Annotated in this window: 23 protein-coding genes and 1 pseudogene; 8 read left to right on the top strand and 16 right to left on the bottom strand. The window is 51.4% G+C overall.

What is annotated here, in order from left to right; genetic code table 11:
• Nucleotides 1–41 precede the first annotated feature (41 nt).
• Nucleotides 42–1,349: an MFS transporter gene (locus K5R89_RS03515; RefSeq protein WP_217259144.1), complete on the top strand. Its 1,308-nt coding sequence runs from the start codon at nucleotides 42–44 to the stop codon at nucleotides 1,347–1,349.
• Nucleotides 1,350–1,751: 402 nt separating this feature from the next.
• Here the strand turns inward: K5R89_RS03515 and K5R89_RS03510 are convergent, their stop codons facing one another.
• From K5R89_RS03510 to K5R89_RS03455, 13 genes and pseudogenes are all read right to left on the bottom strand, one after another.
• The gene (locus K5R89_RS03510) at nucleotides 1,752–2,267 is read right to left on the bottom strand and encodes an isoprenylcysteine carboxylmethyltransferase family protein (protein WP_254242777.1); all 516 of its coding nucleotides are present in this window, start codon (nucleotides 2,265–2,267) and stop codon (nucleotides 1,752–1,754) included.
• A 285-nt stretch (nucleotides 2,268–2,552) separates the two neighbouring features.
• Nucleotides 2,553–2,936 (bottom strand): RidA family protein, encoded by a 384-nt coding sequence (locus K5R89_RS03505; protein ID WP_032452850.1) that lies wholly within the window; start codon nucleotides 2,934–2,936, stop codon nucleotides 2,553–2,555.
• Between the two features lie 63 nt (nucleotides 2,937–2,999).
• Entirely contained in the window at nucleotides 3,000–3,920 is a 921-nt protein-coding gene (locus K5R89_RS03500) for a LysR family transcriptional regulator (RefSeq protein WP_049014112.1), read from the bottom strand.
• A gap of 79 nt (nucleotides 3,921–3,999) precedes the next feature.
• On the bottom strand, nucleotides 4,000–5,205 hold the full coding sequence (gene metC / locus K5R89_RS03495; protein WP_075206815.1) for a cystathionine beta-lyase: 1,206 nt from the start codon (nucleotides 5,203–5,205) through the stop codon (nucleotides 4,000–4,002).
• A gap of 55 nt (nucleotides 5,206–5,260) precedes the next feature.
• Entirely contained in the window at nucleotides 5,261–6,469 is a 1,209-nt protein-coding gene (locus tag K5R89_RS03490; protein ID WP_217259146.1) for a PLP-dependent aminotransferase family protein, read from the bottom strand.
• Between the two features lie 189 nt (nucleotides 6,470–6,658).
• The gene (locus tag K5R89_RS03485; protein ID WP_217259147.1) at nucleotides 6,659–7,939 is read right to left on the bottom strand and encodes an amino acid permease; all 1,281 of its coding nucleotides are present in this window, start codon (nucleotides 7,937–7,939) and stop codon (nucleotides 6,659–6,661) included.
• A 364-nt stretch (nucleotides 7,940–8,303) separates the two neighbouring features.
• Entirely contained in the window at nucleotides 8,304–9,242 is a 939-nt protein-coding gene (locus K5R89_RS03480) for a LysR family transcriptional regulator (protein ID WP_044523072.1), read from the bottom strand.
• Nucleotides 9,243–9,540: 298 nt separating this feature from the next.
• Nucleotides 9,541–9,699, bottom strand: a pseudogene (locus K5R89_RS27765) (carboxymuconolactone decarboxylase family protein); the annotation flags it as partial.
• Nucleotides 9,698–10,723, bottom strand: coding sequence for an alcohol dehydrogenase catalytic domain-containing protein (locus tag K5R89_RS03475; protein WP_044523066.1), 1,026 nt, complete (start codon nucleotides 10,721–10,723; stop codon nucleotides 9,698–9,700). The gene K5R89_RS03475 and the pseudogene K5R89_RS27765, both read right to left, overlap by 2 nt.
• 3 nt (nucleotides 10,724–10,726) lie before the next feature.
• A complete protein-coding gene (locus K5R89_RS03470; protein WP_044523063.1) occupies nucleotides 10,727–11,794 on the bottom strand; it encodes an FAD-dependent oxidoreductase in 1,068 nt (355 codons plus the stop codon).
• Nucleotides 11,791–12,465 (bottom strand): cupin domain-containing protein, encoded by a 675-nt coding sequence (locus tag K5R89_RS03465; protein WP_101976800.1) that lies wholly within the window; start codon nucleotides 12,463–12,465, stop codon nucleotides 11,791–11,793. The genes K5R89_RS03470 and K5R89_RS03465 overlap by 4 nt, the downstream gene beginning before the upstream one ends.
• A gap of 52 nt (nucleotides 12,466–12,517) precedes the next feature.
• Nucleotides 12,518–12,856 carry a carboxymuconolactone decarboxylase family protein gene (locus K5R89_RS03460; protein WP_101990377.1) on the bottom strand — a complete coding sequence of 113 codons (339 nt, stop codon included), beginning with the start codon at nucleotides 12,854–12,856 and terminating at the stop codon, nucleotides 12,518–12,520.
• 26 nt (nucleotides 12,857–12,882) lie between these two features.
• The gene (locus K5R89_RS03455; RefSeq protein ID WP_112201557.1) at nucleotides 12,883–13,167 is read right to left on the bottom strand and encodes a hypothetical protein; all 285 of its coding nucleotides are present in this window, start codon (nucleotides 13,165–13,167) and stop codon (nucleotides 12,883–12,885) included.
• A gap of 237 nt (nucleotides 13,168–13,404) precedes the next feature.
• Between K5R89_RS03455 and gcvA the strand changes: the two genes are divergently transcribed.
• Entirely contained in the window at nucleotides 13,405–14,367 is a 963-nt protein-coding gene (gcvA, locus tag K5R89_RS03450) for a transcriptional regulator GcvA (RefSeq protein WP_217259148.1), read from the top strand.
• 272 nt (nucleotides 14,368–14,639) lie between these two features.
• On the top strand, nucleotides 14,640–16,109 hold the full coding sequence (locus K5R89_RS03445) for a carboxylesterase (RefSeq protein WP_049014116.1): 1,470 nt from the start codon (nucleotides 14,640–14,642) through the stop codon (nucleotides 16,107–16,109).
• A gap of 52 nt (nucleotides 16,110–16,161) precedes the next feature.
• Here the strand turns inward: K5R89_RS03445 and K5R89_RS03440 are convergent, their stop codons facing one another.
• Both K5R89_RS03440 and K5R89_RS03435 read right to left on the bottom strand, forming a co-directional pair.
• Nucleotides 16,162–17,037, bottom strand: a complete 876-nt coding sequence (locus K5R89_RS03440; protein ID WP_217259149.1) for an NAD(P)-dependent oxidoreductase — start codon at nucleotides 17,035–17,037, stop codon at nucleotides 16,162–16,164.
• Nucleotides 17,038–17,167: 130 nt separating this feature from the next.
• On the bottom strand, nucleotides 17,168–18,052 hold the full coding sequence (locus K5R89_RS03435) for a LysR family transcriptional regulator (RefSeq protein WP_072413183.1): 885 nt from the start codon (nucleotides 18,050–18,052) through the stop codon (nucleotides 17,168–17,170).
• A 111-nt stretch (nucleotides 18,053–18,163) separates the two neighbouring features.
• Between K5R89_RS03435 and K5R89_RS03430 the strand changes: the two genes are divergently transcribed.
• Nucleotides 18,164–18,916 carry a sulfite exporter TauE/SafE family protein gene (locus K5R89_RS03430; RefSeq protein ID WP_217259150.1) on the top strand — a complete coding sequence of 251 codons (753 nt, stop codon included), beginning with the start codon at nucleotides 18,164–18,166 and terminating at the stop codon, nucleotides 18,914–18,916.
• Here the strand turns inward: K5R89_RS03430 and K5R89_RS03425 are convergent.
• Entirely contained in the window at nucleotides 18,913–19,611 is a 699-nt protein-coding gene (locus tag K5R89_RS03425) for a GntR family transcriptional regulator (protein ID WP_217259151.1), read from the bottom strand. The two genes, K5R89_RS03430 and K5R89_RS03425, sit on opposite strands and share 4 nt — an antisense overlap.
• Before the next feature lie 267 nt (nucleotides 19,612–19,878).
• Here K5R89_RS03425 and K5R89_RS03420 point away from each other — a divergent pair, with 267 nt between their 5' ends.
• The 4 genes from K5R89_RS03420 to K5R89_RS03405 all read left to right on the top strand — a co-directional run bounded on the left by K5R89_RS03420 (nucleotide 19,879) and on the right by K5R89_RS03405 (nucleotide 25,359).
• Nucleotides 19,879–21,417 (top strand): PTS transporter subunit EIIC, encoded by a 1,539-nt coding sequence (locus K5R89_RS03420; RefSeq protein WP_217259152.1) that lies wholly within the window; start codon nucleotides 19,879–19,881, stop codon nucleotides 21,415–21,417.
• Nucleotides 21,418–21,428: 11 nt separating this feature from the next.
• The gene (locus K5R89_RS03415) at nucleotides 21,429–22,757 is read left to right on the top strand and encodes a 6-phospho-alpha-glucosidase (RefSeq protein WP_023289677.1); all 1,329 of its coding nucleotides are present in this window, start codon (nucleotides 21,429–21,431) and stop codon (nucleotides 22,755–22,757) included.
• Between the two features lie 723 nt (nucleotides 22,758–23,480).
• Nucleotides 23,481–24,926 carry a sugar porter family MFS transporter gene (locus K5R89_RS03410; protein ID WP_032452833.1) on the top strand — a complete coding sequence of 482 codons (1,446 nt, stop codon included), beginning with the start codon at nucleotides 23,481–23,483 and terminating at the stop codon, nucleotides 24,924–24,926.
• Nucleotides 24,916–25,359 carry a PTS sugar transporter subunit IIA gene (locus tag K5R89_RS03405; RefSeq protein ID WP_032452832.1) on the top strand — a complete coding sequence of 148 codons (444 nt, stop codon included), beginning with the start codon at nucleotides 24,916–24,918 and terminating at the stop codon, nucleotides 25,357–25,359. The genes K5R89_RS03410 and K5R89_RS03405 overlap by 11 nt, the downstream gene beginning before the upstream one ends.
• Nucleotides 25,360–25,513 lie beyond the last annotated feature (154 nt).

Genomic DNA, 25,513 nt, shown 5'->3' with positions numbered 1-25,513 from the left:
ATAATAATTTATCGCCCTATAATAATCATAAGGATTAATAAATGAAAAATGATACTGATTTGCCCCAAAGTGTCACAATTTTAGAGCATGTACAAAAACCTACCCGACAGCGTTTTTTTGTGTTAGGGATTTTATTCATTAGCTTATCGATTATATATCTTGACCGTGTCAATATTTCTATTATTGCAGCGAATACACATTTTTTAAACGAAATGCATCTTAATGACAAACCAATATTAGTTGGCTTGTTGATGTCTTTATTCTTAGCGAGTTACGGGATTGCTAATGTTTTTTTAAGTCCTATAGGAGATTATATTGGCCCTCGAAGAGCCATGCTTATCGCTTATGTGGTGATAAGCCTGTCACTTTTGGTTGGGGGGATGTCAAGTTTCTTTGCTATATTATTAGGAACCAGAATTTTGCTAGGTATTGGTGAAGGTCTTTACTACCCGATGCAAAATACAATCATAAAAAATTGGTTCCCTGCTGGAGAACGAGGTCGAGCAAATACGGCATGGATCTTAGGGCAGTCCCTCGCTCCTGCACTAGCCATGCCTCTTTATACCTGGATCATAGCTGAGCATTCCTGGCGTCATACTTTTTATTTTTCATTTTCGTTAACCTTGTTACCCATTGTTCTAATCTATTTTTTTACATCAAACTTCCCACAGGAGAATAAATATGTAAACGATCTTGAACTCAAAACAATCAATAAAAGCACCACGGAGGAAGTTTTACATAAAAATAGCAGTGAAAAAATTTCAGTTATTGAACGTGCCAAAGTATATCTGTGCAATTTTAACTTTTGGATTTTATTGGCTGTTTTTTCCTCTAACTCCATGCTGTCATGGGGTGTCGTAACTTGGCTTCCAACATATTTAAATACCGAGCGCGGTTTTTCATGGGCAAATGTCGGTTGGATGTCCGCGCTTCCTTTTATATTTGGACTTTTGTTCAAAGTGCTCGCTGGGTTCATTGTCGACAAAACTGACAGGAAAGGCATGGTAATGTTTGCCTCCGCCATGTTGTGTGCTGCAAGCATCCTGATTGGAGTGAATATAACTAATAATGTTTTCGCTGCCATCGTGATCTCTTTCGGTATCGGTGCCTCCTCAATGCAGCTGCCCTGTGTGTTTACCCTTTTGCAATCAATGGTTCCTGCAGAAGCGATGTCTGCAGCTGCGGGGGCTTTAAATGGCATGGCCGTTGGTTTTGGTGCATTATCACCTGTATTAATTGGTTTTATTCTGAGTGTTACTCATAACTTTTACGTTGTTATGTATCTCCTGGTTGGGATAGTGATACTTGGCGGTTTGTTTTCATTATTATTTAGCCGTCGCAGAAATTAATTTTTAAAGTAAGCGCTATTCATTGTTTTGATATTAACAATGGCGACACTCACGTGTCGCCATTATTCTACAAGAAAGCATAGTAATATAACGCGAGATTAAATATAGCCATATCTGGTTTTAGATTTACGCGCCATAACATTTTCTGTCATAAATTTAATGTGTGCATATAGTTTGTCTTCCTTCTTTAAACGTATTCAGAGATAAAATCACCGGGTGCCAGGTCATGATAGAAGACTGTCTCCCTTCGTTGGACTGATATAGTTGCAATCTCAGGCCACGGGAACGATACCCCATATCGCGATTGACTGGCAAACATTATGTAATGAATGGATTATACGTGATATGTGTGAAATGAAGACCATTCACAAATTACAGAATGATGAATAAAACGGTTTGCGATCACTTGGTGCGCCCCCTAATAACTGCATATAATGCTGCCAGAGAGAACCAGCGAGGGGTATTATTACAATATTCTTCCCATTGTCGGCCAAACAGTTCTTGCATGCCAGCCTCTTCAACCTGTATATGCAAGTTGCTCAGAAGTAAAATGAGAAGCGGGGTAATCACTAAACCAGCTACACTACTTAACAATAGGGCAAAAGCGATATGTATCCCTATAAATCCAAGGTACACGGGGTTACGGGAAAAACGAAAACATCCTCTGGTCACCAGCGTACTGGTTCGTTCCGGATGTAATGCATTGAGGGTTGTGTGATTGCTCATCAACGTTACCAGTCCCGTCAGAGACAGGCCAAGACTAATGCCTCCAGTGACCAGGGCGGTGCATACTCTCCATGATACGGTGAATATCTCATCAATATGCATAAGTACAGGCCAACGCGCCCACATATTGACCAGTAAACATAGTAGTAAAAGCACCGGCGGTGCCAGCCCCTTTCTTGCAATATCTTTCATTCTAAACATGTTATCCCTGCTGCTGTGGATTCAGGAGCGAGTCAAAATTAACACTGATTTTCTCACTCATTGACGCGTGCCTGCCCCTGATCCTTGCCTACGCAGTTATGCCCTCATCATTCAACTTCTTCAGTTAACAGGATTAAAACAAATATTATTTCTGTCTTCTTATTTTACATGTAGTAAATAAATTCAATATCGTCAATCCAGGAAAGAAACACGGAGGCCAAAGCAAAAATAGTGCACCTGTGTTTACAGCGTCTATCCACTTTGCCTCCTGTTGTATTACCTAATATACGCGATAGCTTCGATTTCAACTAAGGCTTCTTTTGGTAATTTGCCGGCCTGAATGCATGAACGTGCTGGCGCTCCTGAGTCGCCAAAAAATTCGGTGTAAACTTCATTAAATACTGCAAAATCCTCCATCTTTGCGAGAAAACAAGTGGTTTTAAGCACAGTATCCAGCGAGGCGCCTGATTGCTCCAAAACGGCTTTTACATTCAATAATGATTGACGAGTCTGTTCCCTTACTCCTCCTTCGGGAAATTTCATTGTTGATGGATCCAGAGGTAGCTGGCCTGAAGTCATCACCAAATTACCAAATGACACCCCTTGAGAATAAGGTCCAATGGCTGCTGGAGCTGCTTTGGTATTAATAATTTTTTTCATCTTTATCTCCTGAAAATAAAAAATGCCGTCTTCTCGCGCAAAAAAAACTGATTTACATCATTATTACGTTGTTTGGATTTCAGTTAACAAGCGTAAGCAGTGCTGTCGGGTAAAGTTAATAAAGTCAGTGATATAGTCCTTATTGATGTTTTCTGTAAGTGTAGCAAGCCAAATTTCTGAAATTAGTTTATTTTCTGTAATTGACTTTGCTGTGACGTATTTTTTATCAAGATATTCTGATACTGCCCAGATAGGCAATGCGGCAATACCCCGCTGGCAGGCAACCTGTTGAATGATAGCCATGGTGAGCTCTGTTGTTTTCCTCCTTATTGGAATGCCGGCAGGTTTAAGGACTTTTCGACAAAGATCGATACGTTCATCCGGTACTGCGTAGGTGATGAGCGATTCACCACGGAAGTCCTCCGCTTCAAGCCAGGGCTTTCGCGTTAAAGGATGTTCATTTGCCAAAATAGCAACCATTTCATATTTAAATAAGGAGCTATAACTCACCAGGTCTGTCTGCTCGGTTTCATCCACGATGGCAACATCAGCTCTGTTTTGCAACAGAAGACCCACTGGATCTGGCTGAAAACCAGGCAAAATATCAATTTCAACCTCAGACCATTTCTTACGAAACTCATCCATCACCGGTAGTAACCAGCCATAACAGGTGTGACACTCAAGGGTTATCCGGAGCGCGCCCTGTTTTCCGAGCGCTAACTTATAAAGATCCCTGTTGGCTTCCTCCATTGCATTAAGCACGGTTTCAGCAAGCTGTAACAGACGCTCACCCGCCAGGGTAAACTTTACGGGCGATGTTTTTCGCATAAACAGAGAAACGTTATAGTGCTCTTCGAGCTGTTTGATCTGGTGCGATAATGCCGATTGAGTCAGTTGCATAGCTGCTGCCGCGCGCGTCAGGCTTCCTGTTTTACGCAATGCTAAAAGAGTTTGTAAGTGCTTAAGGTCTATCGGAATATCCATTACTGCTTCCGTTAATCACAACGTTTTGTCATAGCGCTAGTATAACAAGCGCCAGCCTGACTGGCGCTTTTCCTGGTTCTTACGCCTTTAGATGACGTAGCGCCCGATCCAGGTCTTTTACTAAATCTACGGGATCTTCTAAGCCGATCTGTAAACGGAAGGAGTGCCCTTCGTACGGCCAGTGATATTCCGGACGATCTTTACGCGGGTTAAACGGAATAGCCAGGCTTTCAAAACCGCCCCACGAAAAACCGATGCCGAAATACTCCAGGCTATCAATAAACTTCTCCACGGACTCTTTTGAATAGTGAGGTTTAAGCACCACGCTAAACAAACCGCTGGAACCGGTGAAGTCACGTTTCCAAATTTCGTGACCCGGACAGGAAGGTAATGCCGGATGTAGCACCTGCTCCACTTCTTCACGTTCCTCAAACCATTTAGCAATTTTAAGCGCTGAATCCTGATGGCGTCCAAGACGCAAAGACATAGTACGCAATCCGCGCTGTGCGAGATAAACATCATCCGGCGCAGCATGCAGACCAAAGAGATAGATAAAGCGACGAATGGCAAGCCAGGTTTCTTTATTTGTGGTGATCAACCCCATCTGCGCGTCAGAATGTCCAACGATATATTTAGTGGCAGCATGCACGGAGACATCCACACCGTGCTCAAATGGCTTGAAAAACAGCGGTGTCGCCCAGGTATTATCAATAATAACTTTAGCATTGTGGGCATGCGCCACGCGAGTTATTGCCGGAATATCCTGGATATCGAAAGTTTGGGAGCCAGGAGATTCTGTAAACACTACGGTCGTGTTTTCCTGGAACAGTTCAGCAATGCGATCGCCAATAGTCGGATCGAAAAAGGTTGCCGAAACGCCCATTTTGGCCAGCACATTATTGACGAATCCACGCGTCGGGCCGTAAACGCTACTACTGACCAGGATATGATCGCCATTTTTAACCAGAGCCAGTAACGCACTTGTGCAGGCTGCAAGTCCAGTAGGCACCAGTAAAGATCGGTACCCCCCCTCCAGTTCGGCCAGGGCTTTCTGCACGGCGAAGGTGATAGGCGTTCCAAATCGACCATAATACATCACTTCATCTTCCGCATCTTCAAACAGCGCCTGGTGGCGCTCATTGAGCTCTTTGCAGTTTTTGAAGATGACCGTTGAGGCGTGATATACAGGCGGGTTAACCACGCCACCAAATACTTCGGGATCGAACGGACCATGACATAGATACGTTTCTGGTGATATCTGGTTATCAAAACTATGATTAGACATTATTACTATTCCTCTGATTACAACTCTTACTGTCTTATTTATGGCCTATGACCTCTCACGGGATAACTGGAGAGGACAACTCATTAAGCGCGGTTTTTAGGCGTTTTACCGCTTCTTTAAGGCTCTCTTCTGTCGCGCTGACATACGACATTCGTAGGGTGGAATGATCCGGTTCTTCGCAGTAGAAAAATTCACCAGGCACGTACACTACGCCGTTGCGCAATGTTTTCTGAAGCCACTGCGTGGTATCCATCTCATATTTAAACTTTGCCCATAAAAACATGCCGCCCATCGGCTGGTGGAACGTGATGTGGTCACCTAGTTCGTTCAACAAATGGTGGCTTAGAACTCGACATTTGCGCTCATAAGCCTTTCGGATGAGTGCGATCTGTCCCGGCAAGCGGCCACTGCTTAAATAGTGGTAGGTAAGCGACTGCGAGAGAGAACTTGTATGTAAATCTGTGGTTTGCTTGATGTTGACAACCCCTCTTTTGAGCCAATCCGGTAGCACCAGCCACCCTACCCGAGCGCCTGGCGCGAGGATCTTCGAAAAGGTTGATGTGTAAACAACGTTATCACTGTTACCCCTTTCCGCAGACCATGCTCTGAGCGGAATGAATGACGTATCCGTAAAATTGATTTCGCCGTAAGGGTCGTCTTCGATGATGATAAAATCGTAGCGTAGCGAGAGTTCCACCAGCTGTTTACGCCGTTGCTCCACGAGGGTAACGCCGCTGGGATTACCAAACGTGGGTACGATATACACTGCTTTTATCCGGGTCGTTAGAAGCAGCGTTTCCAGCTCATCGACAATCATGCCCTGAGCATCAGTTCCTACCGACATCAGGTTCGCTTCAGCAAGCTGAAATACCTGCAGTGCCGCCAGGTAAGTAGGCCGTTCTAACACCACTACATCGCCAGGATTAATCAGTGCCCGAGCAAGAATATCCAGAGATTGCTGCGAGCCAGAGGTCACAACGACATCCTCTATGCTGCAGTGAATTCCCCGGTCACGCATGATCTGGCAGATGGCTGCCCGCAATTCAGAATGACCCTCACTCAATCCATACTGAAACGCGTCTTTCCAACCATGGGTCAGGATATTATCCATAGCAATCTGTAAGCCTTCCCGATCAAACAAGTTTGGATCTGGTATTCCGCCGCCCAGGGAAATAACACCGTCCATTTTGCTGTGTTTCAGTAGTTCTCTAATTGCAGATGATTGAAGGTTTTGTAACTTTTTTGCGATCTTATTGCGCGACATCTCCGCTCCCCACTTTTTTTATATAACGCTTTTAATATCACAGGTACGCAGCGATGATAATTATTTTTTCGCTGGCACTTTTATTTGTGGGTCAACATGAATTGAATTAATGATGACCCACAACAGGACTAATGATTACGCAATGCAAATATCAAGGTTGCAGTAAGGTGCAAGTTGTATAGGTAATACTTATTGTGAAAATAACATGACAAAAGGACCAATGCACATGAGCATGCCGATTAAAATCACATAGTAAACCGAGACGCCACGCAGGTCAGAAAACTTGTCATTTTTAAGAATAATAAAACCGGGAATGATGCAGCTTATAAGACCGTAAGTCACGCCACCAAACACGAACACCTTCAGAATGGGAAAGTTCGTTAGCACGATCAACCACAGCACCAGTACAACCATGACAAAAGCGGTAACTGAAATCGCCTTGCTGTTGTTTGCCTGAGGCTTAACCATTTTTTCAACAGTGACTTTGATCAGACCTACGAAAGATTCATGTACGGCCAGATAGAGCGCCAGGAACGCCGTCACGATGGAAAACACATTGAGAACAACGCTCATATACTTGACCGCGGCACCAGGAATGACCTTAGCGGCCAGAGCCAGGGCCGAGATATTGTCCTGATAGGCTCGTAGCGCATCGGCTTCACTGATAGAGAGTACGATGGACATGACAAACAACAGCACGGTAGCGACAAGAACTAAATAAGCCACTTTATGTACGCGTAAAATTTTATACTTTGCCACGTCCTTATCTTCTTCACGTTTTTTGTAGGCGATGTTCATCGGATTTAGTATCCCAACAAACATAATGGAGAAGATAGCGAACGGAAGCGTCGGGAACGTACCTACGACAAGGTGGCTAACGGTTGGGAATGCACCAATATTGCTCAGATCCCAGAAGGGGATCACCATGAAACCAATCGCTACGATGATCACCAGCTTTACGGCAATCATGCTGCCTGAGACTTTGAAGAGCAGCTTTTCTCCTTTCGACGCGACCAGCGAGAGCCCGGCGATTAACAGCAGAGACCACCACCAGTGTTCGGATAGCGTCTGGTTAGTAAGCCCAAAGGTTTTCAGATACGAGGCGCTGTCGTTGGTAATGGCAAGAGCATACTCCACCATCGACTTCAGCATGGTGAAGGAGTAAAGCGCGCCAAGCAGCACGCCCCAGCGACTGCCAACGTAGCTGGTGATGATACTCAGATAGGAATCTTGCTCATCGCTGCGCGCCATCGTTTCGATGAATAGCTTCTGCATGTAATAAACTGCCGGATAGCCCAGGATAACGGCCAGGGCAAAGACCCACACCCCTTTCAATCCAACCTGTAACGGGAAAAAGACGATTCCGGAACCTATGGCAGCTCCGATGCAAAGCACCACCCACCCTAAATCATACATGGTAAAGGGAATATTCTTATTATTAATTGCTTCAGTATTAATTCCTACGGTCATAGGAGTCCCCAATAGACTTAACAAAAACACAAAGTTATGCATGTTTTAATTACATACTGGAATGACTTGTCTACATTTAATCCAGCAACCTACAAGTCCCTGACGATATTTCAATCAAATACCTGATAGATATCTTTGATTGAATGCATGAAGCTTTACACAGCATACAAAGGGTGGCTAATGAATATTAGAGAAAACAGTTTATACTTTTATTCACATCAAATTTATTTCAGCACAATATGATATGCACCACAAAATATAACTCCTTTTATCTTAAAGTGTGATCGATGTTATAGCTTTTTCTTATATTTATAATTTCGCCACGGCTAATTATTGTGATCTGACGCACGTTGATTTTTACCTATTAGAGCAAATTATCTATCGCTTTTTCCCAGTGATTCCATGGCTGGTTTTCTTCCACCAAAAAATCAATAAAGGATCTTACTTTTGGATTACGAAACTTGCTGGGGAAATAGAGTGCATAGAGGCTATGCGTCGGGTAAGCGTATTTACCATCAAGCTTTAAAGGAACAAGCTCCCCTGCATCGATGTGCTGGCTGATGAGATAAGAGGGAAGCCAGGCAATACCCTGCCCTGAAAGAGCCGCCTTCAAGAGCAACAGGCTGCTGTTGGCTTGAACCGGCGTTCGGGGTTTTATCGCGCACTGCGGATGCGGGGATACGATATCGTTATAGCGCAAGGGCGGCGTTAATCCTGGATAGATCAGGCACTCATGGCTTGCAAGCTCGGCACGTTTAGTCGGGGAGCCCATCCGTGCAAGATAATCAGGGGAAGCGCAGTATAGCCAGCTGATTTTTGAAAGTTTTCTGGCGGCATAGTTCTGCGGGGGCGTGGCGGTAACCCTCAATGCGATATCAACATTGTTTTCGTTCAGGTTCGTCAGGTGATCGTCAAGTTCCAGTATAAGTTCGACATTATGATTTTTCTTACGATATTCTTCGAAAATATCAATCAAATGTGCGTAGCCAAACGCCACAGAACTGGTGACCTTCAAGGCCCCGTGTGGCTGGTTGAAATAGCCACAGGTCGTGTTAATGATATCGTCGAACTCTTTGAGCAGTTCCGAAGCTCTGGAAACGAAGTACTCCCCGGCTTCAGTCAACTGAAATGAACGGGTTGTTCTTTGGATCAGCGGAACGCCCAGGTTTTCTTCCATTACCGCCAGCCCCTTACTCACGGCGGAGGGCGATAAATTAAGCAAGCGCGCCGCTTCTGACAGCCCCTTCCCTTCACTTATTTTTACCAGCATTTCAATTTGTTTGATCGTCAATGGAATGGTCATCGTTCTTTTCAACCGTCATGCCTGTGGCGTTTGATAATCTCACTATGAAGCAGTATGAAATGGAAACCGAGGTCATACCAAGCAGATAAACTTCCTGGCTAATATAGTTTTTCTTTTAACAAAGCCATCCAGGCAGCAGGCCCGGATAGCATTCGTACGGTTATGCTTTCAGACCCGCTGCAGATCTCAAGGCCCGGGAAGACGTCACAGCGCCAGTAGGTGTAGGGATAACCACCAGGATACCGGCCAGCATGAACGACGGTCCCGATAGATAGTGGAAAGAGAGAGGATGGTGACGCTAGATATCCAGCGCCACCAGAAAACGCGAAACCACCTTGTAAGCAGCCACGGTCTCAACTGTTTTGGCTTCACCGATGAGACTTTTCAGTGACGCAATGACTGCGGCGTCGACATTAACGTTTATGGAGGATAGATCGGTCAACACAGGTAGGTATTCAACGATGTCCCATGGTGAGAACCATGCGAAAAGACGCCTTTCCGCTACGCATTTTTTCATACGCCTCTTGTGCTTGTGCCAGAGAACGCGTTTCAATCTGCGCGCGCACAGCTGCCAGCAGGCTGAAATGAAGCGTTTTTTCTAATTCAATTGCCGTCCCGGTCATGGCGCCGTTTATCTGTAACTCCCGCCCGACCATGAGACCCGGGGCAAAACTCAGTGGCGCTTTACCCACACCAACGACCATCAGCCTTCCCTGGGGAAGCAGCGCGGGTAGCAGAGTGGAAACGGCGTGGCTGTCAGTGATGGTCGACAAAATAATTTTGGCGCCGCCCAACGCCTTAATGGCTTCAACAGCCTCTTCGATGTTGGTATCGACGTAGTGATGGGCTCCGAGCGCAATGACTTCTCGTGCAATATCATCGCCCCTGCCAACGGCGATAACGCGAAAACCCATTTTGCGTGCATATTGCAAAGCTAAATGTCCTAACCCCCCGATCCCCTGAACAACAACCGTATCGCCAGCCTGCGCTTGAGATTTTTTTAAGGCATTAAAGGTCGCTACTCCCGCACAAAGTAATGGTGCGGCGTCGACGGAGGACAAGTCATCCGGTATAGCGACCAGTCCCGTCTCACGCGCCAGCATGTATTCTGCATACCCCCCGTCTCTTGTGCTGCCAGTAACCGGTTGATTTTGACAGAGATTAAAGTGACCAAGACGGCATTGCTCGCAAGCGTTGCAATGACCACCTAGTCGCCCAACGCCGACACGTTGACCAGGTTTGAGCCAGGCAGGGAGCGGCCCCGATGTTTTGCAGATCGTACCGACCACTTCATGACCCGGTACGCGAGGATACTCAACACGCTTTTCCAGACCTTCAACGACGCCAGAATCCGCTCCGCAAATTCCACAGGCTTCCACTTTTATCAGCACTTCGCCTGGGCCGGGATCCGGGAGTTCTTTTTCCACGTATTCCAGTTGACCAGGACGAGAAACCTGCATTGCTTTATAAGTTTGCTTCATCTTTTATTTCTCGATTATGTGTTGTACGCCTGCCGCAGCGGCATCAATCGCCCCTGCCAGATAGCCAGGAAAGACGGTGGACCATTCGCTCGCGATACCGGTAAGACAGTTACGCCACGGACCGTGATTTGCGCTGGCGGGTGGTACAGAATGACCTGCGGGTAGGGTTAGATCGCGCGAGGTGGAGGTAAAGGGATCTGCCGCCCAGTCTTTAAGAAATTCAGCATGGGGATAGGCGGCTTCCTCGCCAAACAGTCTTATCAACTGGTTTCTGCATAAATCTCTCAGGACCGCGTCACCTATCTTATGACGCTCGTGAAAAGGCACGCCAATAAACCCGAATAACGCAAACATCCTGTCAGGTTCTGAAACATCGTGAATTTCAACCATAGGCCCAATGTTGCTTCTTACCTCCCCGGATAGTCCCTTCCTTTTCCAGAAATTATCGGGATACACAGCGACATACTTTGCATGGGGCGCCATCCAGGTTCCGGTGTTACGCCATGCGTGCAATAACGTCGTGGGTAGCGCGGGGAAAAAATTGATCCCTGCAGCCAGCATAGGGGGCAATGCCAACAGTACATGTTGCGCCTGCCGGCTAAACGGGCGTCCATCGGCATAAGTTCCGCAAACGTTCAGGGTGCCATTTTGCTGTTCGATGTGTTTAACCTGCAGTCCGGTCTGAATGCGCCCAGGCTTTAACTCCGCCAGTAATACATTGGGCAGTCGTGACATCCCACCACTTACACGGGCGGCTGCAGGCGAAGAGACAAATCCAGGATGGCGAGAAGGGGCATCTTTGGGACGCTCAAAAAGCATGTCCCCCCTCTCCTGGTGACTGAATGACTCAATGTTCAGTTCTCTGAATAACTGCTTCAATGCAGGTTGTATCGTTGGCCAGAACCAGGTCGCGCCTAAATCTGCCTCAGCGGCATTCGCCTGTAAGATACGCCCCCCCATACGCTCACGACCTTCGAGAAGTGCGTAGTCAATACCCGCTTTTTCCAGCAATCTGGCCGCGTATAACCCGCTGAGCCCCCCTCCCACAATGATGACCTCAGCATTCATCATGGTACTGTTACCTGCTTAACGTCGAGATGGCCTTTTTTGAGATACACCAGGGTGTTGTCGATCCCGGCAGTAAACGCCATTCCCTGCCCGGACGGGATGCGTATCCAGCTCCCCTTCGCATGAATGCGGTTGCCTTCTATCATGCTTCCTTCCACGATGAACAACTCTGCCCCTCCCTTCAGTGCAGGGTCCACCAGTAGCGCACCAGCATGAATACGCAGCAGACAAACACGTTCTTGTGCACTCTCAAATAACGGACAAACAGACATTCCGCCGTCCGCAAGCCAATTTTCAGGCGCACGGGTATCGATACGTAACGGAACAGTTTCCTGGGTTGTCATCTGGCCAAGCTTAACGAACAACAGCGTGCCGTTTTTGCTGTGAGGTTGATGGGAAGAACCCGGTGGGTTACGCAAATACCAGCCGGTGGGATAATCGCGGTTACCTTCTGAGAATTGACCCTGCAGAACCAGGATCTCTTCTCCACCGGGATGTTGATGTTGCGGGAATACTGTAAGAGGCAAATAACGAACCACGCTGGTGGCGCGGGCCTGCTCACCACCGATACGATCCAACATAACCCGATCAATCCCTGTCTGAGGGGAGTGAACCCAGTGGTAATCATCACAGGAAACGGTAACGCGCTGGGTGAAATCGTGGTTTATTAACATGCATTTTCCAGGGTATGTGTAAGGCGGCCCCACACGGAAGCCGCGACTATTTTTACTTAGGCAGGTTGTCGAAGGCGTCAAGTGCTCGGCTGGAATAGACCAGCGCGGCGCCCGTGTTTAGTGTGATTGCCACACCAAGCGCCTCAGCGATCTCTTCGCGCGTTGCCCCCTGTTTTGCAGCAGCTTCAGCATGGACGGACAGACATCCATCACACCGGGTCGTGACCGCCACGGCAAGCGCGATCAGCTCATGAGTTTTCGCGTCCAGGTGGCCTGTTGCGACAGCCGCATTTTGCATCTTATCGATGCCTTGCATCACATCGGGTTGCAAACCTGCGAATTCTCCGATCGCTGCCCGTAGTTCTTTGCGCATTTCAGTCCAGTGAACCATCACTGCTACCTCCGTTTTATAATGCGTTATCGGGCAAGGTCGTAGATACGCACGTCAGGCGCGCGGTTCAAATAGGGTTTGAGTGCCTCAACCACATCCGCGGTAAATAACTGAGATCCGAGATACGCTTCAGCCTGTTTAACCGTGTGGAAACCATGCAGAACTTGCACATCTTCGGCACGTACCAACAGTTCTTTTGAAACAGCGCCGTCGATCGTTGAGAGGAATGGTGCTTTGTATTTTTGATATACCGCTGCAGCTGCTGCTCTGTTCTTTTCGCTGATATCCAGGTTGATCTGCAAATAAGCCATTGAAAACTCCTTAATTCATTTATTCGCGGAAGTCATAAAGATAGCCTCAGGCCATACTTCGTTACGGTGACACTCGCTTGCCCATTGCAAAGAAAAGCTTTGCGCATAAAGTCGCCACTAAGTGTTGGGGGTACAATAATTTATTTTGTAACCCTCACCGTTTCTGCATTATGTTAAGCAATACCCTCATGAACAAATGAGATAATCTTGGTTTTGTAAGAAGGTTTTCTATCAGGTATGAAAACACCCGTTCATCTCAATGCATTACGTGCCTTTGAAGCCAGTGCGCGCCACCAGAGCTTTTCTCTTGCAGCCGAGGAGTTAAATGTCACCCCGGCAGCCGTCGGACAGCTGGTACGTTCACTTGAAGAAGTGGTCGGTTTTCCGCTGTTTCATCGTAGCAATAATCGTCGTGCCGCCCTCGTTTTAACAGAGCCTGCGCTGCGTGCGCTCCCCGATATACGCATGGGTTTTCAAAGCCTGAACCTGGGGATGACGCTCCTGCGGGAAGGCGCGACAAACGGTATTCTGAACGTAACCGTCAGCCCTGCCTTTGCGGCTAAGTGGTTATTACCACGTATTGAAGATTTCCAGCATAAATGGCCTGATATTGACGTGCGCCTGGAAACCAGCCTGAAGTTAATGGATTTTACCGCACAGGGTATAGACGTAGGTATTCGCTATGGTCTGGGGCAATGGGAAGGATTAGAGGCAGAACGCTTAATGTCTGAGGAGGTTTTCCCAGTATGCGCCCCCTCTCTTATGGCAGTGAATCCAGCGATTAACTGTCTGACGGGGGTCACTGAGCAGACGCTTATTCACGATCTGTCGATGGAGCAACACCAGGATTTTATCACCTGGGATCGCTGGTTACGGCGCTTTAACGTCCAGTCGATAGCCCGTAAACCCGGCCTGCGAATAAATAACTCCGCCGCGGTACTTCAGGCAGCTATTGATGGTCACGGCATCGCGCTGGCGAGGAGCATAATGGTTGATGATGACATCAAAAGCGGGCGCCTTCTTCGCTTATGTCCGGAGGTTTCTCTGACAAGCCCGCTGTCTTATTATCTGGTCTACAGGCCAGGGTGTGAAAGCCTGCCGAAAATTGCCAATTTTCGTAAGTGGATAATTGAGCAAGCTCACGCGTTTAATAACACCGTAAATCCCGGAAACCTCCCCAGCAAGAGCGATTCAGCGTAAGTTCTGCTCGCTCCCGCTAAGGCCTTGAATACTGGGTATCAGTCGCGCTCAAGGGGGCCAATATTGAATGCAGCCATGGGAGGAAGCATCCTTTACCATTAATACAAATCTTCGTCGCGCTTTGAATACCATGTCTGCTGCATGGAACATGCAAATCATGCTACGAACTCACAGAGTTTGTTTTCATCTTAACGCTTACGTAAAAAGTAAACCTTCCCTGACCATGATTATTTATACTCAGAAAACAGGTCATTAAGAAAGGAAGCCACGCGTTGAAATGGGTAACCTGGTTAAAACGTATCGTGTTGTCCCTGCTGCTGTTGATTGTTGGCGCTCTGGGACTACGCGTTTATGACATTCAGCGCGGGCCCGATCTGCAGCTCTGGCATACCTGGGTTCCGCATGAAATGGGCGCGGATGAAATCGACAATGCTGACTGGAACGATTACCTCCAAAAAGAGAATGCGCTCTTCGGTGAGGTAAAACGCCAGGTTACCGATAAGCTGGACGCTGAACAGCAAACCGAACTGAATCGTTACTACAGTCACAGCCCCATCTATCCGGACTCGTTTCCCACCAACTGGAATCGGTCATATATCATGATGCCGGATGGCAAACCGCAAGGCGCTGTGGTGTTGCTGCATGGTCTGACGGATACACCCTACAGTCTGCGGCATATCGCCGAAAATTACCGGCAACAGGGTTATGTCGCCATCGGTATCAGGTTACCGGGCCACGGGACGGTACCCGCCGGGCTGACCGACGTGGACTGGCAGGACTGGCTGGCCGCCACGCGCCTGGCGGTGAGAGAAGCGAAACGACTGACGGGGCATGATGCGCCCCTGCATATCGTCGGATTTTCCAACGGCGGCGCGCTGGCAATGAAGTATTCGCTGGACGCGCTGGATAATGCCGGACTGGCAAAACCCCAGCGGGTGATCCTGATTTCTCCAATGATCGGTATTACCCGCTTCGCGCGCTTTTCCGGCCTCGCGGGCTGGCCCGCGTTTCTTCCCGCCTTCTCGAAAGCCGCATGGTTAAACATCATGCCTGAGTTTAATCCGTTTAAATATAACTCCTTCCCGACGAATGCCGCCCGTCAGTCGTTTCTGCTGACCAAAGCGCTGCAAAAGCAGATAGTGACGGATTCGAGAAATCATAGGCTTAACAGCTTACCGCCGGTATTGACCTTTCAGTCCGTTGTGGATTCAACGGTCAGTACACGGGCGATCGTGACGGCGCTGTATAACCGCTTGCCGGATAATGGCAGTGAAATTGTCCTGTTCGATTTAAATCATGCGGTCAGGTTTAATTCATTATTACGCCGGACGTCTTACACCGCGCTGGCGCGGTTGCTGCCCGCGGCGCCGCGAGCTTATCAAACCACGATCATCACTAACGCCAATTCCGCCAGTACAGAGATGGAAATTCGCACCACCCGCGCCGGGAAAACAGACACCACGGTGGAAAAGCTGCAGGGAATGCACTATTTACCGGACGTCTACTCTCTTTCTCATGTCGCGCTCCCCTTCCCCTTGAGCGATTCGCTGTACGGGCGCTATCCCCATCCGCTGAATCAATACGGGATCAGCCTTGGCACGTTTGCAGCTCGCGGTGAGCGTTCTGTGCTGGTTGTGGGTCTGGACTCGCTGATGCGCCAGTCTTCCAATCCGTTCTTTCCCTATATGATCAAGCGCATTGACGAAGGGATCGACACTCGCCCGGCGCTCTCCGGAAAATAACTCCCCTCTGGATAAGTGGCCGCCGAGGCCACTTTTTCCTGAGGGCGCTACACTATGCTTTCGCCGACGTCGACAGCCACTGATATATCGAGGACAGATCCTGCCCGGCAAATCCCGCATCCGCCGCCTGCTGCCACAGTTCGGCGATGTTATCCAGTCCCGGCATGGTGTGCGGCTCGGACAGGGACAAGGCCAGTCGGGCATCTTTCAGCGCATGCGCCAGCTGCATCTGCGGCGCGAATTGCTCATTGGCGATGGCGTCCAGTTTCACTTTGACATACGGCGCCGCCAGCGGGCCGCCCTCCAGGGCGCTCCACAGCTGGTCGGGGGTAAAGCCCAGCGTCTTCGCCAGCTGTGCGCTTTCCGTGATGCCCTGCATCATCGCAATCAGCCAGGCATTGAGGACCAGCTTCATTTTCTGGCTGTTGCCCGCCTCGCCAAACCACTGCGTCCCACGTGAGATAGCGGCAAATACCTGTTCCGCCGCGCCACACTTTTCACGATCTCCGCTGGCGAGCACCAGGATCTGCGCCTTCTCGGCCGGGGCTTTGGTCCCTGAAACCGGGGCATCGACGAAGGTCATCGCCGGCTGACGCTCCCGCAACAAAGCGATAGCCTCCTGGGTCTCCGCCAGGCCGATGGTGCCCATCTGGCAATAGATGGCCTGCGGCTGACAGGCAGGCGCTATTTGCGCCAGTACCTGCAGGGTAGCCTGACCATCGGCGAGCATACTGATGATCACCTCGGCATTGGCCACCGCCTGCTGCGGCGTGGCGTGCAGGGATAATCCCTGCGCCTGTAAATCCTCGCCGCGCGCTGGCGAACGGTTCCAGCCCGCGACGGTAAAGCCCTTCTTCAGCAGATTGCTGGCAAAAGCGTGTCCCATGGCGCCGAGTCCCAGCACCGCGACTTTTGGTAATGTACTCATCTTGTCTGTCCTGATTCGCGTGTTAATAAATGGCGGACGTCTACTATCGCATCTCTGGCACGGATGTCAGTAGCAATAACCGCCCTATAAAGTGACACTGTCACTATATGATAGCCACGTTTATCGCGGCTCAGGGCTGGCGGAGCCACTCCAGCAAGCGGCGCATCGCTGGCGACAGGCGTTCGTCATCCTGATAGCACAGGCACAGCCGACGCAGCGCCCAGCGATCCTGCAATGTGATAACGGCGAACCGGTAGCGAGGCAGGTAGCGTTCAGCAATAACGCGCGGCAGGATCGCCCCGCCGGCGCCGTGAGCCACCATCTCGCAAAGCCCTTCAAAATGGCTCATCCTGATGCGGACGTTCAGCGCCTGGCCGACTCCGGCGGCCTGCTCTTCGATATGCTGCTGCAGCGCGCTGGTCTGATAGAGCGCGACCAGCGGCTCATGGATAATCGTTGCGAAAGCCACCTCGGCGGCGTCACTCAAGGCATGGGCCGGCGGCACGATCAGCACCAGGGGATCCTCCGCGACGGGCTCCAGGCGCAACGGCCCGGGGTCGACCGCATCGGACACCACCCCGGCCTGCGCCACGCCAGCCAGAATGCTGCTGACAATATCCGCGCTGGTGCGCTCTTCGGTGTCGATCTGTATCCCGGGATGCGCGGCCATCCACGCGGCGAGCTTGCCTGGCAGAAAAGCCGACATCGCCGAGGTATTGGCAAACAGGCGCAGCGTGCCCTGCTGACCGCGGGCGAAGGCGTGCATCGCCTGGCGCAGACGCCGCTGCTGCTCTAACAACGGACGAGCATGGCGCGCCAGCACCTCCCCGGCCTCGGTCGTTGTCACCCCCCGGGCATGACGGTGCAGCAGCGGCACACCGACCTCCGCCTCCATTTTGCGCAGCCTTTCGCTGGCGGAGGCCAGCGCCAGATGGGCCGCCGCCGCCCCGCCGGTAATGCTGCCGCTATCCACGATGGCGATAAACAGTCGCAGATCGGCGAGATCCAGTCGCATAACGCCCTCCTTTCCCTTCGGTTTTACCGTAGCCTGCGGGCAACATACCGCATTGTCCACCCGGCGACCAGCTGTTTCAATGCCCTTCTCTGAGCCGATAAGTGAGCCATGATGTTTGATCTTCACACTCTCTGTTTACTGCTGATCTTTATCGCCGCCGGGCTGGTCAAAGGGGTGACCGGTATGGGACTGCCCACCGTGGCGATGGGCCTGCTTGGCCTGCTGATGCCGCCACCGGCCGCGGCGGCCCTGCTGGTGCTCCCCTCGCTGTTAACCAATCTCTGGCAGCTGCTGGCAGGCCCCGCGCTGGCGCAGATTGTGCGTCGCCTCTGGTTAATGATGACCGGGATGATTATCGGCACGCTGGCAGGATCGTCACTGCTCATCCACCTGAACCCGCGGTGGTCGGCGCTGGCGCTGGGCGCCGTGCTGATAGCTTATGCCGGATACGCGCTCCGTGGTCCGGCGGTGCAGGTTTCCGCCCGCGTGGAAAAGCGCCTGTCGCCGCTGATGGGCGGACTGACCGGACTGATCACCGGGGCGACCGGGGTATTCGTTATTCCGGCGGTGCCCTGGCTGCAGGCGCTGGGCTTTCGTCGCGACGAGCTGGTCCAGGCCCTGGGACTGTCGTTCACCCTCTCCACTCTGGCGATGGCGGCCGGCCTCTCCCTGCACGCTGGCTGGCGCGCAGATTTGCTGCTGCTGTCGGCGCTGGCGCTGTTGCCCGCGCTGCTCGGTATGTGGCTGGGACAGCGGATCCGCTCGCGTCTCAGCCCGCAGCGCTTTCGTCAGGGCTTTCTGTTGTTCCTGCTGGCGCTGGGGCTGGAGCTTGTCCTCCGGGGTCTGCTGGGGGGATCGGCCTAGCGGCGGGTAATGTGCTTCACATTGTATTTACTGGTGTTCTGGTAGATCTCTGAGAAATCAACGATCGCCCGGTTCTGGGCGTAGCTGACAGACTGCACCCGTAGCAGGAGGCTGTTAGGCGCCACCTGCAGCAGCTCCGCCTGCTCGCGGGTCGCCAGCACCGGCGTATAGCTGCGGTGGCTCTCGATAATGGTGATATGGCACTCTTTTTTGAAATAGTTGAACTTAGACTGCTCAAGGTTACCCACGCTGAGCCACGGAAAAGCGGCGTACGGAATGTAGCTGTTCTCCACCAGGATCGGGACCTCATCAATCAGGCGCACCCGCCTGACGTAGTAGACTTTCTCTCCCGGCTGGATCTTTAACTGCTGGGCAATAGCCGGCGGGGCGTCAAGCAACGTGAACTCAATGACCTTATTACGGTAGTTGGTGACCCCCACCACCTGCATCTGGTAGTTAAACCCCTCCAGCTCGCCGCCATGATAGTTACTCTTACGCACAATGCAGGTTCCGCTGCCGTGCCGCCGGGCGATCAGCTTTTCCTCCTCCAGTAGCGCCAGCGCTTTGCGCAGCGTCATCACCGAGACCTGCAGCTCCGCAGCCAGCGCTTTTTCGCTGGGCAGCATATCCCCGACGGCGTAGTCGTCGCTGTTGATACGGGCCTTCAGTTCGGTGGCAATCTTTTTATAAATCACTTTTAGATGTCTCGTTGAGATGGAAGGCGTGGAAAAGAACGGCAAATAACGCCTTGTATTTACAGATAATAGTTAACTTTTACGCGAGAGATTAGACGTTAACTCATCTATAAAAATGACTATATTTATATATCTCTCCTGCAACAATATATATGACTTTCGTCACAGATGGCCTTTTTCCTGCTCGGGATCCCGGTGGTCTGCTCCTAGTCTGATAAGCCTATTGATCAGGTGATGACAGCGGGCTATGAAGACGAGAGGACAACCATGATTGGCGTGAAAAAGCTTCAGGACTTTTCCAAGGCGATGATCGGGCCGGTGCTGTATCTGCCGGCTATCGGCCTGTTGATCGCCCTGTTCAGCATGACCACCAACCGGCTGTGGGTGGAGGAAAGCAGCGGGATCTATCTGTTAGGGAAATTCGTCTCCAGCATGCTCTGGGCGCTGATGAACAATCTCGGGTTTCTGTTCTGCCTCGGGCTGGCAAGCGGTCTGGCGAAAACCCGCAAAGCCGAAGCCGCTTTCGTGGCGGCCATGACCTGGCTGGTCTACCTGGCGGCGAACAACAGCTGGCTGACCCTGACCCATCGCCTGGCGACCGGGGCCACCAACGCGCAACTGTATGGCAGCGGACAAACCTACATCTTCGGTTTTCAGGTTATCGATATGGGCGTGTTCCTCGGTATTATCCTTGGCTGCGCTGTCGCCTTTGTTCACAATCGCGTGATCGGCATCGAATTTCGCGGCGCGCTGTCGATCTACGGCAACAGCAAGCTGGTGCTGATCGTGATGCTGCCGCTGGTGGGCCTGTTTGCTATCGCCACCGTCTATCTCTGGCCGGTGGTGGAGCTGGGCATCTCGGCGCTGACCGGCTTTATGAAATCATTTGGCGCCATCGGGGTCTTCCTGTACGGCTTTCTCAACCGCTTCCTGATCCCTACCGGGCTGCATCATCTGATCTGGTCGCCGTTCGTCTTTACCTCTATCGGCGGTCAGTTGCTGATTGATGGCCAGACCGTCATTGGCGCCAAGCCCATTTTCCTCGCCGAAATCGCCCGTCATCCCGTTGACGCGCTCAGTGATTCCGCCCGCTTTTTAACCTATGGGATGGTGAAGATTTTTGGCACCGCCGGTATGGCGCTCGCCTTCTACCGCACGGCGAAACCGGAGAATAAACAGCGACTCAAAGTCACGCTGATCCCCTTAATTGTCACCTCAGTGCTGGTGGGGATCACCGAACCGTTTGAGTTTCTCTTTATCTTCACCGCCCCGCTGCTATGGCTCATCTACTCCCTGCTGGACGGTTTCTTCCAGATGCTGGCCTGGCTGCTTCACGTGCGGGTCTGCGCCACAAACGGTCTTATCGATTTTGTCGTCTATAACCTGCCCGCCGGCGCCAGCATGACGCGCTGGCCGGTATTTGTCCTGCTCGGCCTGCTGGAAACCGCCACCATGTACCTGGTCGGCACCTTCTGCATTACCCGCCTGCGAATGCTTACCCCGGGGCGCGAAGCCGCTGCCGATGCGGCGTCTTCCCCACAGACGGATCAGGCGCATGGCGATTCAGACAAAGGCGCGCTGGTGATTGCGGGGCTGGGCGGTAAAGAGAATGTTTGTACGGTGGAAAACTGTTTTACCCGTCTGCGGGTCGATGTGCGCGACCCCGCGCTCATCCAGCAGACGCTGTTGAAAGAGAGCGGCGGGAGCAGCGTGCTGATTAAAGGCAATCATGTCCAGGTGATCTATGGCCTGGGGGTTAACAAAATTCGAACGGCGGTCAACGCCAGTCTGGGTGTAACTGAATAACGAGGTGGTAAATGAAAGATAACTTTGTGGTCACGATTGCCGGCGGCGGGAGTACCTACACGCCAGGGATTGTCATGATGCTGCTGGAAAATATGGCGCGCTTTCCCCTGCGGGAGATCCGTCTGTACGATAACCATCACGAACGTCAGAAGACCATCGGCGACGCCTGCGCCATTCTGGTGGCTGAACGCTTCCCGCAGGTGAAGTTCAGCTATACCACCGATCCGCAGGCGGCCTTCACCGACGTTGATTTTGTGATGGCGCATATTCGCGTTGGCCTGTATGAGATGCGGGAAAAGGATGAAAAGATCCCGCTGAAATATGGCGTGCCGGGCCAGGAAACCTGTGGGCCGGGGGGGATCGCCTATGGTATGCGCTCGATTGCCGGCGTACTGGAGCTGGTCGATTATATGCAGCAGTACGCCCCGGGGGCGTGGATGCTCAACTACTCCAACCCGGCGGCCATCGTCGCGGAAGCGACCCGTCGCCTGCGTCCCGACGCGCGCATTATCAACATCTGCGATATGCCGGTGGCCATCGAGGGGCTGTTTGCCGACATCCTCGGTCTGCCGTCCCGCAAGGCACTGAACGTCCGCTACTACGGCCTGAATCATTTTGGCTGGTGGACCAGCATCACCGATAAAGCCGGTAACGACCTGATGCCGGCGCTGAAGCGTCACGTGGCGGAGCAGGGTTACAGTAGCCCAAAAGAGGATTTTCAGCATAAGGCGCCGAGCTGGATCGAGACCTTTAAAAAGGTGAAGGATGTGTTTGCCCTTGATCCCCTGACCCTGCCTAACACTTACCTGAAATACTACCTCTACCCTGACTACGAGGTGGCGCACTCTGACCCGGACTTTACGCGGGCCAACGAGGTGATGGCCGGACGTGAAAAAGAGGTCTTCGATATGGCCCGGGAGATCACCCGTCGCGGCACCGCGGAAGGCGCGCATTTCCACGCCGGGGCCCATGCCACTTTCATCGTCGACCTCGCCTGCGCCATCGCCTTTAACACCCAGGAGCGGATGCTGTTGATCGTGGAGAACAACGGGGCAATCGCCAACTTTGACGAAACGGCGATGGTGGAAGTCCCCTGCCTGGTGGGCGTCAACGGCCCGGAACCGCTGGCGATGGGAAAAATCCCTTCGTTCCAGAAAGGGTTGATGGAGCAGCAGGTGGCGGTGGAGAAGCTGGTGGTTGACGCCTGGATCGAGGGCAGCTACCAGAAACTGTGGCAGGCCATCACCCTGTCGAAAACGGTCCCCAGCGCCGCGGTGGCGAAAGCGATCCTCGATGAGCTGATCGTCGCCAACGAAGGTTACTGGCCCGCGCTACACTGATTTTTTGCCGCAACCCTGCCGGGAGACCTTCTCTCCGCAGGGTTATCAGCGGCACCCGTCCCGCGATACCTGCCCCATAACCTCCCCCCGCACAGACGCGTCAATGGCCTGCGCTACCTCCTCCACACCGATGCCCCAGAGCCGCCAGCCACGCTTTTCCCTGATCGGAGTAATGAAATATAAATTCTATTCTTCGATATTATGGCGTAAAAATGTGATCTGCGTTGTATTCTTTGAGTTACATTAACCCACTGAAAACAACATCATTATTACTCACTCGCAAAATTAACCCCCTTTTCATGGGGATATCGCGCTGCATGCCATTGTGATTGGCTTCATGTATTTACCTTCCTGCAACACTGATTTGAAATTAAATTTTCATAATGTGATCTTGTAGCATGCTCGTTCCATTTCTTTGTGCCATATTCTTATCACAGTAAATCGCCGGAACGACAGCAACATGCCACACCAGGGCGCTGTCCTGCCGACGCACTGAAGACCGCTAACCCCGAAAAGGAGAACGGATATCGACAACATCCATATCACCACCAAGCCGTAAACCTCTTTGACCGCCATTGCTTAGCGTACCCTGCCATGTGCTGAGCAATTACACAAAGAAGAAAATCATTGAATTCAGTTAGATACGACAACACAGGCGTGATAAATCCTGACTGGGGAGATGTATTTTTATCTTGTGTCGTTCAACAAAATAAAGGGACTACCATGTCATTTATAACAAACCTGAACCAGCAACAGAGAAAACGACTTCATCAGATCACCTTAGTGGCCACCTTCGGCGGGCTGCTTTTCGGTTACGACACTGGCGTTATCAACGGCGCCTTTTCCTCACTGAAGCAGTACATGGCGCTGACCCCGACCACCGAAGGGCTGGTGATGAGCGTCCTGCTGGTCGGCGCCGCGCTGGGCAGCGTGTTTGGCGGCAAGTTTGCCGATTACTTCGGCCGGCGCAAATACTTACTCTTCCTCTCCTTTATCTTTCTCATCGGTGCCCTGCTTTCCGCCGCGGCTCCCGATATCACCACCCTGCTGATTGCCCGCGCCCTGCTGGGCTACGCCGTCGGCGGCGCCTCGGTTACCGCTCCGACCTTTATTTCTGAAGTGGCGCCCACCGAGATGCGCGGCAAGCTGACCGGCCTGAATGAAGTCGCCATCGTTATCGGCCAGCTGGCGGCGTTTGCCATTAACGCGATCATTGGCATCATCTGGGGCCATCTGCCGGACGTCTGGCGCTATATGCTGTTAGTGCAGGCGATCCCCGCTATCTGCCTGTTTGTTGGTATGTGGCGCGCGCCGGAAAGTCCGCGCTGGCTGATCAGCAAAAACCGCCACGAAGAAGCGCTGCATATTCTCAAACAGATCCGCCCGGCGGAACGCGCACAGAAAGAGTATGACGACATCTCCACCCTGATCAAAATTGAAGCCGGCAATAAGTACAGCACTCAGAACACCTTCACCACTATCCTCACAACGCCATGGATCCTCAAAATTTTGCTGGTGGGCATTACCTGGGCCGCACTGCAGCAAACCACCGGGGTGAACGTCATTATGTATTACGGTACGGAAATCCTGAGTGCCGCCGGCTTCTCAGAGCGTACCTCGCTGATCTGTAACGTGCTGAACGGTGTCTTCTCCGTCGGCGGTATGCTGATTGGCGTGCTGTTCCTTGTCGACCGCTTCAAACGTAAGACGATCATCATCTACGGCTTCGCCATTATGGCCACGCTGCATCTGATTATCGCCGCGGTTGACTACACCCTGGTGGGCGATCTGAAAGCCACCGCTATCTGGCTGCTGGGCGCGCTGTTCGTCGGCGTGATGCAGGGCTCGATGGGCTTTATCACCTGGGTGGTATTAGCCGAGCTGTTCCCGCTGAAATTCCGCGGACTGTCGATGGGGATCTCGGTATTTTTCATGTGGATCATGAACGCGGTAGTCAGCTACCTGTTCCCGCTGCTGCAGGCGAAACTGGGCCTGGGGCCGGTCTTCTTCATCTTCGCGGCCATCAACTATTTGGCGATTCTGTTCGTGGTGTTCGCCCTGCCGGAGACCTCCAATAAATCGCTGGAGCAGTTAGAGGCGGAGCTGTCAGCGAATCATGAGGATAAAAAATCCACTCGTCTCACCAGGGAGGTTGGCTATGATCGATAACATCACGCTGGATAATCTGCACATCGGCTGCAAGGCCAGTAATAAAGCGGAAGTCATCGCCATGATTGGCGCGGAGTGTAAAGCCAAAGGCTATGTCAATCAGGAGTGCGTTCACTTTCTGCTGGAGCGTGAACATCAGGTTTCCACTTTTTTGGGCAATGGCATCACCCTGCCGCATCTACCGAAATCAGCGACGGATATCATCCTCAAAACCGGGATTGAGATCTTTCAGTTTCCTGATGGCGTTATCTGGGATCGCGGCAACGTGATGTTTATTGCCATTGGCGTGATTGCGAAAGAGAAAGAGCATATTGACGTGCTCAAAGAAATTGCCTCGATATTCAGCGATGAGCTGATCGCGAATGCGCTGTCATTAATCTCTGACAAAAATGACTTCCTGAAGATCCTCCAGCATAACGCACTGCCCCATTAAGTGCGCCACCGGCCGGGGCGCAGCCCCGGCCCCTCTATTTATTGGTCTGAATCCGCCACCAGCCTAAGCGGCATGCCACCTGCTACTGCGCGCATAAAAAGAAATGAGAACCATTATCAATGAAGCTATGCTAACGTGTCAGCCCAGGCAAAAC

Source organism: Klebsiella sp. TF21-TM, assembly GCF_019753495.1.
Taxonomy (GTDB): Bacteria; Pseudomonadota; Gammaproteobacteria; order Enterobacterales; family Enterobacteriaceae; genus Klebsiella; species Klebsiella quasipneumoniae.
The sequence above is the reverse complement of the archived record's forward strand: the minus strand, read 5'-3'. Positions and strand labels throughout refer to the sequence as shown.